Source organism: Candidatus Accumulibacter contiguus, assembly GCF_036625285.1.
GTDB lineage: Bacteria > Pseudomonadota > Gammaproteobacteria > Burkholderiales > Rhodocyclaceae > Accumulibacter > Accumulibacter contiguus.
Genome location: NZ_JAZKUC010000001.1, coordinates 2990322 through 3006771 on the forward strand (window position 1 = coordinate 2990322; position 16450 = coordinate 3006771).

Genomic DNA, 16450 nt, shown 5'->3' on the forward strand with positions numbered 1-16450 from the left:
TAGCCAAACGTGCTTACACGTAAACACCATATCGAATAACCAAAGAGCACGGCGTACGGGCAAAAGAAAGCCCGGACAGAAGCCGGGCCGGAAAGCATTTCAATGAACGAACATGTTAACACAATTGCTGGGCCGCCAGAGCGCGGCACCGGGGCGCTTCCCCGAAAAATCCTCGTCAGCAAAGGGCGCGACACCGAAGGATTTCTACGCAAAATCCTCCCCTCTCAGGGGATAGTCGTCATCGCAGAACCCGTTCGTAGGGCTGGCAGTACGCAGACCTACTGGAAGCACTACAAGTACAAAACTGTGGAGGAAGCGGCAGCCGCCATTGAAGCCTTCGACAGTGCGGGCAGGACGGTGTACCACGCCTGCAGCACGTTCAAGGAAGACCTCCCCAAGAAGCTCAGGACGCAGGACAACGCCGGGTGGGTAAAGGCGTTCTGGGTCGACGCCGACGTAGATGCGAACAACCCAGCCAAGTACGCCAGCAAGAAGGAAGCGCTGCTGGACATTGGGCGAGTTTGGAAGAAACTGGGACTTCCACTGCCACTGATTGTTGACTCCGGCGGCGGCCTGCATGGCTACGTAACCCTGACCGAAGACGTTACCACCGCCATCTGGACGCCCTTGGCGCGGCAGTTCAAGGACCGCCTCACCGCCCTGGGATTCAAACAGGACCCCTCCCGTACCGCCGACTCCGCCAGCGTGCTGCGCCCAGTAGGCACCCACAACCGCAAGAAGTGCCCGGCCCGCCCGGTGCGCCTGATCAACGAGGGGCAAGACATCACGCTGGAGCTGTTCGCCGCGGCACTGGGCACCAGCGTCCCTGCACCTATCACGGCCATGCCCGAGGAAGACGACGACCTGGGAGGCGGCATCGAGTACCCCCCATCATCGGCGAATCGCATCGTTCAGTTCTGCCCCACCGTGGCGTACGTGGCGGACATGCTGGGAAACGTCCCGGAGCCTCTGTGGCACAAGATGATTGGCGTCGTGAAACACACCACAGAGGGCGTGCTGCGCTGCCACGAGTGGAGCGTCGGGCACCCGGAGTACAGCGAGTACGAAACCCAGCAGAAGATCGACAACTGGGCCACCGGCCCCGCCACCTGCGCCAGCTTCCGGCAAGCCGCAGAGAACAAGTGCGAGGGCTGCACCCAGACTTGCAAGAGCCCAGTGCAGCTTGGATATACCGACGAAGCCCCTGCTGTAGTTACTGGAATGGCTGCCCCGTGGCTGGACAGAATGAACGAGGAGTACGCATGGATCGAACAGGACGCCGCAATCTATCGCCGCAAACACCGAGATTTCATCAGGGTCGATAGCTTCCACATGGCCCACGCAAACGACTTCGTTGCCGTGGCTACCCCGACTGGGACAAAGCAGGTACCGGCCTCCCGGCAATGGCTAAGCGACAAGCGGCGGAGCCAGTTTCGCGCCATCGTCACAAGGCCCGGAGAACCCATAGTTACCGCTGACGGGTGCCTGAACATCTGGGCAGGGTTCGCTGTGGAGCCTGTGCCAGGCGATGTTGCTCCATTTTTAGGCGCGTACGCGCACTTGTTTGAGGCTGCTCGGTATCCCCTTCAATGGCTGGCCCATCTGATCCAGTTCCCCGGCGTCAAGATGTTCGTCAGCCTTGTCGTTTGGTCGCAGAAAGAAGGTGTTGGCAAAAACCTGCTCTTTGAAACCATCGGGGCGTTGTTCAACCCCCACCACTATGCGCTGATTGGACAATCTGAGGTCGACGACGACTTCTGCGGCTGGATTGCCGGCACTGTGTTCGTCCTTGCTGATGAGATACGCGCATCCAAGAGCGACAAATCAAGAGATAGGCTGAAACTATGGGGCACTGCAACAACCTTGCGCACCCACGACAAGGGGCAGCCGAAGCGAGTTGTGGAAAACCTGATGAATGCTGTGTACCTGTCGAACCACGCTGACGGGATGTTCCTCAGCGATAACGACCGGCGCTTCTATATTCACGACGTGCAGGCAGGCGCGCTCCCGGAGCCACTCAAGCAAACATTCCTGCACTGGCGGCGTAACGGCGGGCTGGCGCACCTGCTGCACCACCTGCAAAACCTCGACCTGACCGGCTTCGATCCCAAGGGCCACGCTCCGGCGACAAAATCCAAGGCCGCGATGGTCGATGCTGGGCGCTCCGACTTGGATCGCTACGCGCATGACACTGTGACCGGCGCGCTGCCACTCAGGCGCCAGGTGGCGACCGCGGAAGACCTGACACAGAAATTCATGGTCGAGTACCACCACCTTCGCACTCCACCTTCGGTCAGCACTGTGGGCAAGGTGTTCGTCCGCATGGGTGCGTATCGCCGTGATACCCAAGTCCGGCTTTCCAACGGGAAAAAAGTTCGCGCCCTGGCACTCGTCAACACGCAATACTGGAAGGCCCAGCCAGAAGCAGCCTGGCGTGCGGAACTGGAGAAAACCGAGACTTCCGTGCCTCACGTGCAGCACCACGCCTCACCAGTGCCTCGGGACGTGCCTCGGCTGGAACCCGCATGAATACTGGATGCCTCGCGTGCCTCGGGGGAATTGGCTTTCTCCCCGTCTTTCACTGTACACACTCCCGCCGTGCATGCTCTACACCCTCTCTCCCCTATATTTTTTACTTACCTATAAGAACAAGAGAGGCAGGAGAGGCAGAACATGGAGAACCGCATGGATACTGGGCTTGTGGCTGCCTCACCATGCATATGTCATGCATAGGCACTGCTGAGGCACCCGAGGCAGCCGCAAAACACCCCTGGCGCACAGATCACAACTCCATCACAGCAAGGACCGATCACAATGACCCAAAACCACCTGAGCGATTTTATCGCCGGCCTCGTCGCCGACTCGTCCGCAGCCATCCAAGCCGCTGAGCAGGCACGCCGCGCTGAGCAGGACAAACAGCACGCCACCTGGAAAGAGCGCTTGACCCCACTGGATCAGCGGCTGGCCAAGCTCCTGGCGGTGATCCCCGAGAGCATCAAGGCCGAGGGCCTCAGTATCGACGTGTTGCGGGTGCAACTCGCCGGCCGCTTCGCGCAGACCAGTCGTGCATGCGATGTCGCCGCAGCGCTACGAAAACTTGGATGGACGCGCAAGCGCTGCTGGCGGGGCGATGAGAGCCCCCAAGGATTCCGCGCCACCTGGCACCCTCCCTGCAAGTAACCACTCTTTTTTCAACCACAAAGGAACGCCCATGACCAAAACACCCACTACTATCGACCAGCGCCGCCTGGAGTCCGCGATTCATGAATCCGCCCATTTCGTTGCCAGCGTATTGCACGGCGCATACATTAGAGACGTTCGCATCCTGCCCGTATCAGGCAGAGCAATCGGCACTCCATACCGCCCTGGGCTAAGATGCCTCGGCTATGTTGTTTCTTACTTGGGCGTAGCTGAAAGCTATAACGATGGGTTCATCGACCTGTGCGGCTGCGTCATTGCCGAACTGCGAGGCGACTGTTGGCAACAGTGGGACTACAACAACGCAAAGGATGCGTTGTGCGCTGAGCAGTTCAGGCAGTGCCAAGAGGATGCATGCATGTTCGTGTATACCAACCGTGATTTGATAGAACAAGTTGGGCGTGAACTGCTCGCCATCGCCAAGCCAGATGGAAAGTTCACGAGAAAAAGCCTGAAGCAGTTGGAGAGCTATACCAAGGGCCTGCTGAACCGGCACTATGCAGCCTCAAAGGTTCGGGCCGCTGCGATTTTGGCAGCGAAGAAGCCGCAACTGGATGAGCTACGGCGCAGGTATGCAGAAGCCGAGTAGTGCCTTGGTAACCAAAACAGACACCATCGGGGCCGGGGGAACCGGCTGAGCAGCTTTCAGAAGGAACGATTGCGCAGGTAGTTGACGATTACCTCCAGCAGTTTGGCCATAACCCCCGCGTCCTTATCCGCAACAGCGAACCGCACATTGTCGGGTACTCTCCCGCAGATAATGGGGTGACCTCCGGTATGGTCCTCGGCGGGAAAATCCACCTTTTCCGGGGCGGGCGGGCTAACACTACTGAGGTGGTGCGAACGCGCTCTGGCACGAGATGCTGAAATCTTCTTGCGCGCCCTGCTTGCCACACAAAGCGCACTTGCAAGCCAGAGCATAGGGGTGCTTGGCTCTGGTACAGTTGAAGGGGCAGAATACAAATCGAGGACCAAGTTATCAAATTGCCCCATCCCTGCAGCATAGGTGCTCATAAATACAGCTTCGAGATTTAGTTTGTCCAGTACAAACGTTTGGAGCACGGGATCAGGCCCAGAAAGCACTTTAAGCACAGTAATATCGTCAGGACTATAAAAAGCACCCGATTACCCACAACTCACTTGACATAGGAGCGCGCGGCGTGGCTTGACTCCAACGCGATAGCAAACGCTGTTGCATTTCCGCTTACCCACCCCATATATGCAAACGGCAACAGTTTTCAAGCTGTTGTTAAAACGTATATTTCGTAATCTTGCGGAGGTATGGCATGGGTTGGGCAGCGGAGGAGTTCAAGGATCTGGATTTGGGGGATGCGCGGCGGACGCGGCGCTTGATCAAGCTGGTGGATGATCTGTCGGCACAACCGACCGGAAGCATCCCGGTGGCTTGCGGGGGTTGGGCGGAAACCAAAGCGGCCTACCGGCTGCTGGACAATCCCGCGACGGACTGGCGTGAAATCCTGGAGGTTCATACCCAGCAAACGATAAAGCGGATGCAGGGCCAGCCGGTTGTCTTGTGTGTTCAGGATACCACCGAAGCGGATTTTACCTCGCAGCCGGGGATTGCCGGGCTGGGACGGTTGAGCTACGACGCCCAGCATGGGATGTTTGCGCATCCGACCCTGGCGATGACGCCGAGCGGGTTGGTGTTGGGCGCGACCGACTGCTGGATGTGGGCGCGAAAGCCAAAAGGTCAGCCCGACATCAAGGAAAGTATCCGCTGGGTGGAAGGCTATACCATCGTGGCCGATCTGGCCGAGACCGTGCCTGGTAGCCGGCTGGTATACATAACGGATAGGGAAGGCGACATTCGAGCGGTGATGAACACGGCCGCCGAGCGGGACTATCCGGCGGACTACCTGATCCGGTCCAAGCATAACCGCAAGACGAGCATGGGCGACAAGCTGTGGGACCGTGTGGGCGGTGGCGAAGCGGAAGGAGAACTGGAATTCACCATGCCCGCAGCGCCAGACCGCCCGGCCCGACTGGTGCGGCAAACGCTTTACCGGGAGCGGGTCACCTTGCCCGTACGCAAGGGTGCGCCGGTCGTGACCGTGACCGCGATCCTGGCGCGAGAAGAAAACCCGCCGGTTGGGGAGGAGCCCATTGAATGGAAATTGCTGACCAATCGGACGGCGGAAACGCTCGAAGACATCGTACAACTCATTGATTGGTATCGCCGCCGCTGGCTGATAGAAATTCTTTTCCGCATTTGGAAATCAGGCTGCAAGATAGAATCCCTGCAGTTGGGCAGCATGGAGCGACTGGAACGCGCCTTGGTCATTTACCTGATTATCGCCTGGCGCATCCTGTCCTTGGTTACCTGGGGCCGGGACTGCCCCGATTTGCCCTGTGACGTGGTGTTTGATATCAAGCCGCCTGGATCGTCGCCCATCGCTCACCACCGCCGGATGCTCCCCCGCCCCTGGGTCAGATGGTGCGGCTGATTGCCGGCTTTGGCGGCTTTCTCGGGCGAAAACACGACGGGCATCCCGGCCCCAAGGCGATCTGGGAAGGGATGCAGAAGGTCAGGGCATTTGCCATTGCCCTGGAGGCTGGCCGTGCCGCCTATTTCAATGACGGATGAGTTGTGGGTAATCGGGTGCTATAAAAAGTGAACGCAACTGCCCCTCCGTCGCCGTTAAACCCCGCAATATCTATCGAGTAAAAATTAAACGGCTTCGTGTCGGTTCGGCTGAGTTTTAATACAATATCAGTGTACTGAGCAGGGATGAGCGTAGCGCCTCCAACATCGGCTTGGTATATGTTATTTTTTCCGGCCACCATAAGGTTGCCACTGCCACAACGGCCACTATATCCACAGGTTTCAATTAAGAACCCACCACCTAAATTGAGGCTCGGGCCTATAGGATAAATGTCTTGCCATATAAACCCATTAGAGTCTCTGGCCATATTGTTGAAGTCCACCACAATTAAGGCTTTGGCAACGAGGGGATGGCAGAACCAAAGGGCAAAAACCAATACGAAACGCACGAAGTTCATAGGTTGATCCTTGGCAGGTCGCAATACATAACACATACCTCCTTGGTAGCAACGCCGCTCACCGGAGGCAAACCGTCCGGCCAGTGACCCATAACCGCGCTACTGATTCTTCCAGCACAGCGCTTCGGCTGCCGCCATCAGCGGTCGGTCTTGCGCCTGAAGATGTATCTGCAGAGGTCGAGAAGTACACCCAGAAAAGTGGTCGGCGGCCGGTAGTACGCATCCTTGGACAGACGGCCGAGTTCCCGTACGCGGAGAAGATCCCCCCCAGCACCATGGGTGCGGTCAAGGACAACACTATCTGGCTCTTTACTGCCAACCTCAAAACGCGTGTGATTACTCACGAGAATGCCAGTATTGAAGTTATCCTCACGCTCCACCGAACCGCTGTGACTCCTGAACTGTTTTCAATGGGGGAAAATTCGCAGGTTTGTTTTTCCTCTAAGCCCTTTCTACAACCTCGACTGGCCACCCGTGATAGGAATAAAGAAATTCCCCTCCACCTAGCTTGTCAGTCAGCTTCACCTTCATGCGGAATTTTGTACCAACGGGAAAATCGGTAACTAGGCGACGAGAGCACTCGACAAACAAGTGCTGCGGATAGAACTGCCCCTCGGCAGGCCGAATATGGACTTCGCCATGTCTGCCAGCGGTAGAGTGCGGACTGAAACTCTCAACAATGATGGTATGGTATGCAAACTTCTTGTCCATAGCCCTTCCCCCTCGGTCCAAAGAAAGACGCCAACAGCATAGAAACCCCTTCCCGCGAGAAGATGGTCAGCTACCACTTTTCCTCAGCCCCGGTGAACCAGCTTGAACGAAGCGTACATACTGGCTATTAGGCGCGTGACCCACAGTGGAGCTTGAAAAGGCTTCCCCATGCACGTCATGCTTGTGCACAAGCATCTGCCCCGGTTTGATGATCTGACCGCACAAAATGCACCAAGCCGGCTTGTGTCGCTGCAAACAGCGGTTCCTAGATGCAGTGCTAGCAATCACCTTCCGACTTTTCTTCGCCACCGGCTGTATCTGCTTCATGTCAGCCCTCGCTTTCGGTACTGAAGCCTTCCAGGGTCTAGGGATTTGACCTCGCCTTGGCGCTGGATGAGGCGGGGTGTCGTTGCCAGAATGACCGCATCATCTACAAGGATATGTAACGATCTTAACATATAGGGCCAAAAATTGGGGGCGCTCTGAACGACCTACTTATATGCCCCACCACCCTGCCACCCCCCTTGGGTCCGATATACCCCCCGTACCACCGTACCCCCGTACCACCGTACCCCTATGGCATTTATTCTGTGTCGTCGATAGCCGTACATCATGCATGCACTGGCGCACTATTTCCACGCAATGCCTTGTTTTTGTTGTGCATTAGCGTACCATGTGGTATCATAGCGTTGTGCTAGACGCACAAACGCCAAGGTTCGAGGTTAGCGCCTCTCGCCTTGGCTAACCACAACTTACTGACTTGGAGTAGATCATGGCTAATGCACATTTTACCCTCATGAGCGACGCGCAGTTTGACATTTTCTGGAAAGCACTATCCTCGGTAACCTATGCCCAATTGCAAGCTTCGTTGGCGCGTAGGGCGCGCCACCTTACCGATACTGAACTGCTCTACATCAGAACGGCGCACAAAGCCATACATGCAGACAGCATCGAAGAGAAAGAAGACTTAGCAGAGGCGTGGCTGGAAAGTGAGGCGATACATTCAACCCCCCACCTTACAGCACGTAGCTACGCGCTTTATCAGTTCGCCGATGTTGTTGTAGAGTCGATGGTATACACTGGCGTGTAGTCGCTAGCAGCGCAGCACGCGAAGCCGGGGAAACCCCCGGCTTTTTCTTTTTGGGGTAGCAGAATTGCGACTGGCCGGGGAAACCCGGCTTTGTCTTTTGGTGCTCGCAACTATCATACAGACCGCGGACTTTTTCACCGCGGTGCGCTTACCTTGCGGGGGCGTGCCTGCCCCAGGGGCTAGGGCGTGTTCTTTGGCACAGGGGTAATCAAGGGTATCGGCGCACAGCAGAACGAGGCGTACAGGGCCAGCGTGCAGGCTTGCCAGGGGCATTGCCTCTGCGTCGCCAATGGGGCGCCCCTCAACTATCATACGGACCGCGGACTTTTTCACTTGCTGCGCCGCGTGCCACCTTGCCCCCCTGCTTGATCGCACCGCGCCATGCTAATGGCAAGTTCAAGCGAGAATCGAGCCAAGCCATGCACAGCCTGAACTTATAGGGTGCTGTCAGATGACTGGCACACCACTTGCTAGCGGTGCACTGCGCAATGATGGCGTCAAGGCTTGCAGGAGATGGCCCAGGGGGCGCTCAGGCTTGCGGGGGGGTACGAAGGTGTCGACTGACTGTAGATCGCGCCTTGTGGAGGCACAGTGACGAACTGAGGGGCGCAGTTGCTGAATGAGTCGCCGGCAAGCAGCCTATCGTCAGCCAGGGAGCTAGCCAGACCGTAGCCCCAACCATCGGACAAGGGCAGCGCTACAAAAAGCGGGTAGGAATGCGGGTAGGATCAGGAACGCAATCACCCGGAACCCTCTGAAACCCGCTTGAATGCTGGGGATGAAGAAAGCACTTGCGAATGTGTTGCACGCGACCGAGCCGCCCCTGAAAAGAAAGGGTGCCGGCGGCGGGCACCCTGGGTCGAACTGCCTGAAGGCGCGGATTCTAGCGGATTTCGCTCAAATAATCACGGACTTTGCTGGCATCGAGAAAGTAATGGCAAAGCTCGTGACCATCATGCAGGAGGACCGGGACGAGTTCGTCGTAGAGTGCTTCGAGCGCCGCGTCGGCGTCGACGTCGACTACCTCGATAGCCACGCCGAAGTCGGCCGCCAATGTTTCGAGTGCTGCTGCCATTTCCGTACAGAGATGACAGTAGCGACGCGAGACCAGCGTCAGCTTCGTCACCGGCCTCATTCGGTGCGGCGTTCGGGCAGACCCTTGATGGTGACGAAGGTCTGCAACTCGCCGCGGCGGACCAGCAAGGTCACGTTGGCCGACTTGTCGAACTGCGCGAGCAAACGGTTGAACTGTTCGCCGCTCTTGATTTCGACATTCTCGCCACGCGTGATCAGCGCCAGGATGACGTCACCCGGCCGCAGATCGACGCGCGCCGCATTGTTGCGGACATCCTCGATCAGTAATCCGCCATTGACCTTGAGTTCGCGCTTCTGCTCCGCAGTCAACTCGGACACCACCAAGCCGAGGCGATTGGCCGTTCGCTCGGCTGGCTTCGCTCCTCTGCTGCTGCGGGAAGCGACTTTCTCTTCAGCGATTTCCCCGATCACTACCGGAATATCCCGTGTAGTTCCCTTGCGCCACACCTGAATCGTCACTTTGCTTCCCGGCTTGGTACTGCCGACGATGCGTGGCAAATCGCTGGAACTGCCGATCGTCCTGCCGTCGAATCTGAGGATGACATCACCCGGTTCGATGCCCGCTTTCTCTGCCGGCCCACCCTTTTCGACGGCATTGACCGCTGCACCCTGGGCTTTGCTCAAACCGAAGGATTCGGCCAATTCCTTGGTCACCTCCTGGATGACAACACCGATTCGACCGCGGCTGACCTTGCCGGTGGCGCGCAGTTGCGCCTGCACTTCCATCGCCACATCGATCGGGATGGCAAAGGAGATCCCCATGAAACCGCCCGACCGGCTGTATATCTGCGAGTTGATTCCGACCACTTCGCCCTTCATGTTGAACAAGGGTCCGCCTGAATTGCCCGGATTGACCGCCGTATCGGTCTGGATGAAGGGGACGTAGTTCTCCTGCGGAAGAGAGCGTCCCTTGGCACTGACGATGCCGGCCGTCACGCTGTTCTCGAAACCGAACGGTGAGCCAATCGCGATCACCCATTCGCCGACCTTGAGGACACCCGGATCCCCCAGACGAACGGTCGGCAAACCGGTCGCTTCGATCTTGATCAGCGCTACGTCGGTGCGCTTGTCCGTGCCAATGACCCGCGCCTTGAACTCACGCTTGTCGGTCAGCCGAACGAGAATTTCGTCTGCTGCGTCCACGACGTGTGCATTGGTCAGCAGATAACCGTCGGAACTGATGACGAACCCGGAACCAAGAGATCGGCTTTCATAGTCGCGCGGGACGCCGGGAATTCCCGGCATTCCCGGCTGGCGGGGAATGAAGCGCCGAAAGAACTCGAACATCGGATCATTTTCATCGAAGGGGAACGGCTGTGCATTCCGCCCATTGCTGCGCAGCGACTGGGTGGTACTGATATTGACGACTGCCGGCCCCTGCTTCTCCACGAGTTCGGTGAAGTCAGGCAGTCCTCGGCTGTCGGCTTGCGCCAATACCGAGAAGACCGTAAAAAAGAAAGCCACAAGCAATTGTTTCATGGCAGCAAAAGCCTCCTGAACGTCATTGAATGGCAAGAAATATGCGGGCATCCTGGGCAAAATCAAGGCCGGATCGAAGGCTGCCAACGGGGATCACGCAGGATCTGCCGCTGCGCTCGCCGCAAGCCCAGCCAGCCGACCAGCAGACCGACGACGGCACCGCCGATTGCCGCCAGTTCGCCGCCGCAGGCCGACCCCGACAGCGCCCCGGCAAACAGCGCCAGCAGAGGAAGAGCATAGGCATACAGCGCACTGCGACCAAGCGAACCCTCGGCCACCGCCACCCGCACGCGCGCACCGACTCCACAATGATCAGGATTCCGTACCCGGACGGTGCGCGGCGTGCCGCACAACAGCTTGCCAAGATGCTTGCCCCCGCACCCTCCCGGCTCCCCGCAGCGACCACAACCAATTTCGTCCATGTGGATGCTTGCATGCTGATCATCCACGGCAGTCACCGTTCCCCAGGCATCCGTCATCATCAGTCCTCTCTCTCGCCGATATACCCTTGAATCCTTGATCGAGTTACCACCGCTGATCCGGCGAGGTGTCGAGAAGCGGTCGCAACTTTTCGGCTACCGCCTCACGGGCGCGGAAGATCCGCGAACGCACCGTGCCAATCGGACAACTCATGGCCTCGGCAATTTCCTCATAACTCAAGCCCTCGATCTCGCGCAGGAGGATCGCACTACGTAATTCCTCCGGCAGGGCGGCCATCGCCGCGTTGATCGTAGCACCAGTCTGTTTGGATTGCAGCAGACTCTCCGGCGTGTTGATGTCGCGCAACTGCGTGGCATCCTCGAAACCCTCGGCTTCTTCCGCGTCAAATTCGGTCGAAGTCGGGGCGCGGCGTCCCTGCGCAACGAGATAGTTCTTGGCCGTATTGATGGCAATCCGGTACAACCAGGTGTAGAACGCACTGTCACCGCGAAACAAGGGCAGCGCCCGATAGGCCTTGATGAATGCCTCCTGGGCAACATCCTCGATCTCGGCCTGATCGCGAATGAAGCGCGACAACAGGCGCGCCATCTTGCGCTGGTATTTCGCAACCAGTACCTCGAACGCGTGTTTGTCACCGCCCTGGGCGCGCTCGACCAGTTGCTGGTCAATTTCGCGTTCGCTCATGCTCTGTGCTTTTCCTTTGACATACGAATATCCGCGCGCAAGTATAGCGCAAGCATCGCAACGCCATCGTAACAGTGCATGACCGGCAATCATCAGCAAACGGGCCCGTGCATGCACCAGAAAAGCCGGAATGCGCTAGCCCATTCCGGCTTCGTCAGCCGCTGGCCGGAGGGTTTTCCGTCCTTGCCGCCAGATCCCAGATCCTATGCAGCATCGGCAAGCCAGGCATCGCGCGGCAGGTCGGGCACGCCGGGGGTGATCACAAAGCGAGTCATGGCCTGCGGATTCATCAGGCCGATGCCACCTTGCGCCAGGCGATAGGTGATTATCGGACGCGCAAAGAGACTGGTCAGGTTCATCAAGCGCTCGGCAAGCGCTGGCTTGCGAACGCCTTCGGCGAGGGTAAACAAGACATGACCGCCAGTAAAGAAAAACTCGATCCGCCGCGTGAAATGCTCTCCTTCGAGATAGCCTGCGAACGGTTCGGCACGCTGTTCGGGCGTCAGTGCCGTCAGCGTCAGGTTGCCGGGGCTGGGCAGGTAGCCGCTGAGGTCGCGAGCCGTTTCGATCTCCAGGCAAGCGATCGCCGCTGCGGCAAACACTTCGGTCCGACCCGCAGAGCCAATGATCAGCGGAGTGCCGGAGAAGAGCTGAGCGCTGCGTTGGAGGCTCGATAAAATCTGCTCGAGACTAGCCGCGTCGGTCTGGAAAAAGCGCCGCGCGCGGTTGGCCGTGGTGATGACCGTAATGCCGATCGCCATGCTGAGATACTCCATGAAAGATGTATTGCCTCCGATGACGAGCTAACGCCAGCGCAGGCGCGCCCTCAGTCGCTGTCGCGATTCCTCGCCTGCACCCACAACACGTCTGCCCGCCCGCCGGCCTTGTTGAGAGAGCGGCCCAGAACAAACATCAGGTCCGAGAGGCGATTGAGATACTTGCGAGCAAAATCGGAAACCGTTTCGGCATCTGCCAGGCGCACGATGCAACGCTCGGCGCGGCGGCAGACGGTACGTGCAAGATGCGCGACGGCAGCGGCGCGGGTACCACCGGGCAGGATGAATTCCTTGAGCGGCGAAAGATCGGCGTTGAACTGCTCGACCAGGTCTTCGAGTCGATCGATATGTGCCTCGCCGATGACGTTCATTCCCGGCATGCACAATTCCCCTCCGAGATCAAAGAGGTCATGCTGGACGCGAAGCATGGCCTGCCGGATGTCGTCCGGCATTTCTTCGGTCAGTAACAGGCCGATCATCGAGTTGAGTTCATCCACCTGCCCCATCGTCTCGATGCGCAGGCTGTCCTTGCCAATCCGGGTGCCGTCACCGAGGCCGGTGGTACCCGCATCGCCGGTGCGAGTCACGATTTTGGAGAGACGATTGCCCATGCCGGTTTTCCTGATCAAATAAAGATGATTATAGCGGAAGGCGTATGCGTGCCTCAGCCCGCAGCAAAAGCCTTGCAGAAACGCAGATCTTCGGGATAGGGGAAGAAATCCTCGAGATGACCGGCGCGAATCTTGTCTTGCGCGCTCTTCCAGAACTTCACGTTCAGCAAAGCGCGATGGTATTTGAGGAAAGCCGAACGCACCTTCGGCGAACCGAGCAGGAAGCTGGCAAATTCCTCGGGAAAGACATCATTTCGGCCAACCGAATACCAGGGTTCACCGGACATCTCCATTTCCGGGTACGGTGCTTCCGGAATGACCCGGAAGTTGATATCGGTCATGTATTCGATCTCGTCGTAGTCGTAGAAAACGACGCGGTTGTAGCGGGTCACGCCAAAATTCTTCCAGAGCATGTCGCCCGGGAAGATGTTGGCGATGGCCAGTTCCTTGATGGCGTTACCGTATTCGAGCACGGCGTGGTCGATCTGCGCCGGCGTCGCCGAGTCCAGATAGATGTTGAGTGGAGTCAGGCGGCGTTCGATGTAGAGGTGCTTGATCACCAGGTCTTCGCCCTCTTCCTCGAGCAGGGACGGCGCCAGGGTATGCAGCGCTTCGAGCAGTTCCGTCGAGAAACGTTTCTTTGGCAGCGCCACATGCGAAAACTCCAGCGTGTCCGACATGCGACCGACCCGGTCCACCTGCTTGACCAACAGATATTTCCGCTTGACGGTTGCCCGGTCCATTTCCTTCGAAGCCCCGAAGACGTCCTTGATCATCTTGAACACATAGGGATACGACGGCAAGGTGAACACCAGCATGACCAGGCCGGCAATCCCCGGTGCAATGATGAACTGATCTTCGGAATGACGAAGGTGCTGCTTCAGGTCGCGGAAGAAAAGCGTCTTGCCTTGTTTGCCCAGGCCCAGCATGGTGTAAATCTCCGACGGCGGCTTGTTCGGCATGATGCTGCGCAGGAAGGCCACGTAGCCCGAAGGAACTTCCATATCCACCATGAAATAGGCGCGCGACAGGGAGAACAGGACGCTGATCAGCCAGCCGTCGAGGAGGATCGTGTCCACCACCAGTTGGCCTTCCGGCGAGTGCACGACCGCGATGGCAAAGGGAAAATCGTCATGGCCGTTGATCGCCTTGCCGAAGAGATAGGCCGCCTTGTTGCGGTAGAAAGCCGAGTGCAGAACCTGGATCTGCGCGTTGGCCTCGGCGTTTGGCCAGTCGCCGAGACGCTTCCGAGCGGTGCGCAGGATGTAATCGACGTCCCGGTCGAGATTCTCGAAGGGCCTTTGCCAGTCGAAGTCGACGATGATCTGTCTGACCGTGTTGCGCAGGCCGGACTGCGTCGGGTAGTAGCTCCGGTAGGTCGGCGGGTAGGACTGGATATACTCCGTCGAAACTGCCGGCCGGGCAAAGATGTAGTCGTTGTTGAAATACGTGCGGTGCAGGATCTTCGAGCACACCGAGTTGAAGAAGGTCTCCGCGAGTTCGGGCTGCTTGTGGTTGATCAGTTGTCCGATGTAGAGCAGTTTGAGCTGCTGCCAGGTGGCATCGTCGAGCGAAGCGGCACCAAAGTTGGCACACAGCAGCTCGGCGGTCTCGCTGACACGGTCGTCGTAGGAACGAATCCGTTCGCGAACGGCGTCATGAACGCCCTTCCAGTCGGCACTTTCGAACAGCAGCTTGGCTTGCTGACCGTAGAGACGGATCAGTCGATAGTGCCGGTTGAAGCCATCGATCATCGCCTCGGCGATGCGTTGGGCAAGCACGTTTGCAACAGTCGATATGTCCATGAATTGAGCTCGATGGTCTGATGTGGAACGATTGTAGCATCCGCTGTGCTGCGCCGCACCAAGCCGCGGACGATGGCGGCAGGCGGGCAGTTCGGGCGCTCTCCTGGTCCGGAATATGCTGGCAGATCGTCTGCATTTGCGACATAATTGCGAGTGGTGCCGCCGGCGAATTTGCTTCAGACAGATCCAGCGTGCCCACGTACGCAGCATCGTCCGATCTGCGGGTTCCGAGTCACCGCGGGGAGCTGCACGGCGCCGCTGTCGGCACCCGCATCGGCCACAAGCAAACCACACTATATGGAGTTGGCATGAGTGCAAGTCTGATCACAATCCCGCAGGGCGGCCAGAAAATCATTCCGGGGGAAGCCATTCCCGACAACCCGATCATCCCCTTCATCGAAGGCGACGGCATTGGCATCGACATTACACCGGTGATGATCAAGGTCGTCGATGCGGCGGTTGCTAAGGCCTACGGCGGCGTCAAGAAGATCCACTGGATGGAAGTGTACGCTGGCGAAAAATCGACCCAGATGTACGGTTCCGATGTCTGGTTGTCGACCGAGACCCTCGACACGCTCAAGGAATACTCGGTTTCAATCAAGGGGCCGATGACTACCCCGGTCGGTGGCGGCATCCGTTCGCTGAATGTGGCACTGCGCCAGGAACTCGACCTCTACCAGTGCGTCCGTCCGATCCAGTACTTCCGCGGCGTCCCCTCGCCACTCAAGGATCCCTCGAAGACCAATATGGTGATCTTCCGCGAAAACACCGAGGACATCTACGCCGGCATCGAATGGGAAGCTGGTTCGGATGGCTGCAGCAAGGTCATCAAGTTCCTGCAGGAAGAGATGGGGGTCAAGAAGATCCGCTTCCCGGCAACTTCCGGCATCGGCATCAAGCCGATTTCGAAGGACGGTACCGAGCGCCTGGTGCGCGCTGCGATCAAGTACGCGATTGCCAACAAGCGCCGCTCGGTGACCATTGTGCACAAGGGCAACATCATGAAGTTCACCGAAGGTGCCTTCCGTGACTGGTCCTACGCGCTGGCCAAGAACGAGTTCGGCGGTGTCGAGATCGACGGTGGACCCTGGCTCAAGCTCCCGAACGGCATCATCATCAAGGACTCGATCGCCGATGCCTTCCTGCAGCAAATCCTGCTGCGCCCGGCGGAATACGACGTGATCTGTACCACCAACCTGAACGGTGATTACATTTCCGACGCACTGGCAGCACAGGTCGGCGGTATCGGCATCGCTCCGGGCGCCAACATCTCCGACCAGTACGCCTGCTTTGAAGCCACGCACGGCACGGCACCGAAATACGCCGGCCTCGACAAGGTGAACCCGGGTTCGCTGATCCTCTCTGCCGAAATGATGCTGCGTCATCTCGGCTGGACCGAAGCTGCCGACCTGATCATCACGGCGATGGAAGCGGCGATTGGCGACAAGGTCGTGACCTACGACTTCGCACGTCTGATGGAAGGTGCCACCGAGGTGTCCTGCTCCGAATTCGGCGACGCGATGATTGCCCGCATGTAGG

14 protein-coding genes and 1 pseudogene are annotated in these 16450 nt (G+C 58.3%); 6 read left to right on the plus strand and 9 right to left on the minus strand.

Annotated elements, in window-relative coordinates; all coding sequences use genetic code 11:
* The first annotated feature begins 102 nt into the window (after window positions 1-102).
* The 3 genes from V5B59_RS14415 (at window position 103) to V5B59_RS14425 (ending at window position 3787) form a co-directional block, all read left to right on the plus strand.
* Complete coding sequence (locus V5B59_RS14415) at window positions 103-2529, plus strand: primase-helicase family protein (RefSeq protein WP_169071831.1); 2427 nt, start codon at window positions 103-105, stop codon at window positions 2527-2529.
* A 285-nt stretch (window positions 2530-2814) separates the two neighbouring features.
* Complete coding sequence (locus V5B59_RS14420) at window positions 2815-3180, plus strand: hypothetical protein (RefSeq protein WP_169071832.1); 366 nt, start codon at window positions 2815-2817, stop codon at window positions 3178-3180.
* Window positions 3181-3211: 31 nt separating this feature from the next.
* On the plus strand, window positions 3212-3787 hold the full coding sequence (locus V5B59_RS14425) for a hypothetical protein (protein WP_169071833.1): 576 nt from the start codon (window positions 3212-3214) through the stop codon (window positions 3785-3787).
* Between the two features lie 56 nt (window positions 3788-3843).
* Here the strand turns inward: V5B59_RS14425 and V5B59_RS14430 are convergent, their stop codons facing one another.
* Window positions 3844-4290 carry a hypothetical protein gene (locus V5B59_RS14430; RefSeq protein ID WP_169071834.1) on the minus strand — a complete coding sequence of 149 codons (447 nt, stop codon included), beginning with the start codon at window positions 4288-4290 and terminating at the stop codon, window positions 3844-3846.
* Window positions 4291-4484: 194 nt separating this feature from the next.
* Between V5B59_RS14430 and V5B59_RS14435 the strand changes: the two are divergent.
* Window positions 4485-5803, plus strand: a pseudogene (locus V5B59_RS14435) (IS4 family transposase).
* Here V5B59_RS14435 and V5B59_RS14440 read toward each other — a convergent pair.
* Entirely contained in the window at window positions 5785-6219 is a 435-nt protein-coding gene (locus tag V5B59_RS14440) for a hypothetical protein (protein ID WP_169071610.1), read from the minus strand. The pseudogene V5B59_RS14435 and the gene V5B59_RS14440 overlap by 19 nt on opposite strands.
* A 1483-nt stretch (window positions 6220-7702) precedes the next feature.
* On the opposite strand from V5B59_RS14440, the gene V5B59_RS14445 reads away from it, so the two are divergent.
* Window positions 7703-8020 (plus strand): hypothetical protein, encoded by a 318-nt coding sequence (locus tag V5B59_RS14445; RefSeq protein WP_169071609.1) that lies wholly within the window; start codon window positions 7703-7705, stop codon window positions 8018-8020.
* Between the two features lie 883 nt (window positions 8021-8903).
* Here V5B59_RS14445 and V5B59_RS14450 read toward each other — a convergent pair.
* The 7 genes from V5B59_RS14450 to aceK form a co-directional block, all read right to left on the minus strand.
* A complete protein-coding gene (locus V5B59_RS14450) occupies window positions 8904-9155 on the minus strand; it encodes a glutaredoxin family protein (protein WP_169071608.1) in 252 nt (83 codons plus the stop codon).
* On the minus strand, window positions 9152-10594 hold the full coding sequence (locus V5B59_RS14455; protein WP_169071607.1) for a DegQ family serine endoprotease: 1443 nt from the start codon (window positions 10592-10594) through the stop codon (window positions 9152-9154). The genes V5B59_RS14450 and V5B59_RS14455 overlap by 4 nt, the downstream gene beginning before the upstream one ends.
* A gap of 62 nt (window positions 10595-10656) precedes the next feature.
* Complete coding sequence (locus tag V5B59_RS14460) at window positions 10657-11076, minus strand: SoxR reducing system RseC family protein (protein ID WP_248595025.1); 420 nt, start codon at window positions 11074-11076, stop codon at window positions 10657-10659.
* Between the two features lie 43 nt (window positions 11077-11119).
* On the minus strand, window positions 11120-11719 hold the full coding sequence (gene rpoE, locus V5B59_RS14465) for an RNA polymerase sigma factor RpoE (protein ID WP_034910596.1): 600 nt from the start codon (window positions 11717-11719) through the stop codon (window positions 11120-11122).
* A 203-nt stretch (window positions 11720-11922) separates the two neighbouring features.
* Window positions 11923-12480 (minus strand): hypothetical protein, encoded by a 558-nt coding sequence (locus V5B59_RS14470; RefSeq protein ID WP_169071606.1) that lies wholly within the window; start codon window positions 12478-12480, stop codon window positions 11923-11925.
* Between the two features lie 65 nt (window positions 12481-12545).
* A complete protein-coding gene (locus tag V5B59_RS14475) occupies window positions 12546-13106 on the minus strand; it encodes a cob(I)yrinic acid a,c-diamide adenosyltransferase (protein WP_034910604.1) in 561 nt (186 codons plus the stop codon).
* A 53-nt stretch (window positions 13107-13159) separates the two neighbouring features.
* Window positions 13160-14911 (minus strand): bifunctional isocitrate dehydrogenase kinase/phosphatase, encoded by a 1752-nt coding sequence (gene aceK, locus V5B59_RS14480; protein ID WP_034910606.1) that lies wholly within the window; start codon window positions 14909-14911, stop codon window positions 13160-13162.
* A gap of 308 nt (window positions 14912-15219) precedes the next feature.
* On the opposite strand from aceK, the gene icd reads away from it, so the two are divergent.
* Window positions 15220-16449, plus strand: a complete 1230-nt coding sequence (icd, locus tag V5B59_RS14485) for an NADP-dependent isocitrate dehydrogenase (protein ID WP_034910609.1) — start codon at window positions 15220-15222, stop codon at window positions 16447-16449.
* Window position 16450: the final 1 nt, after the last annotated feature.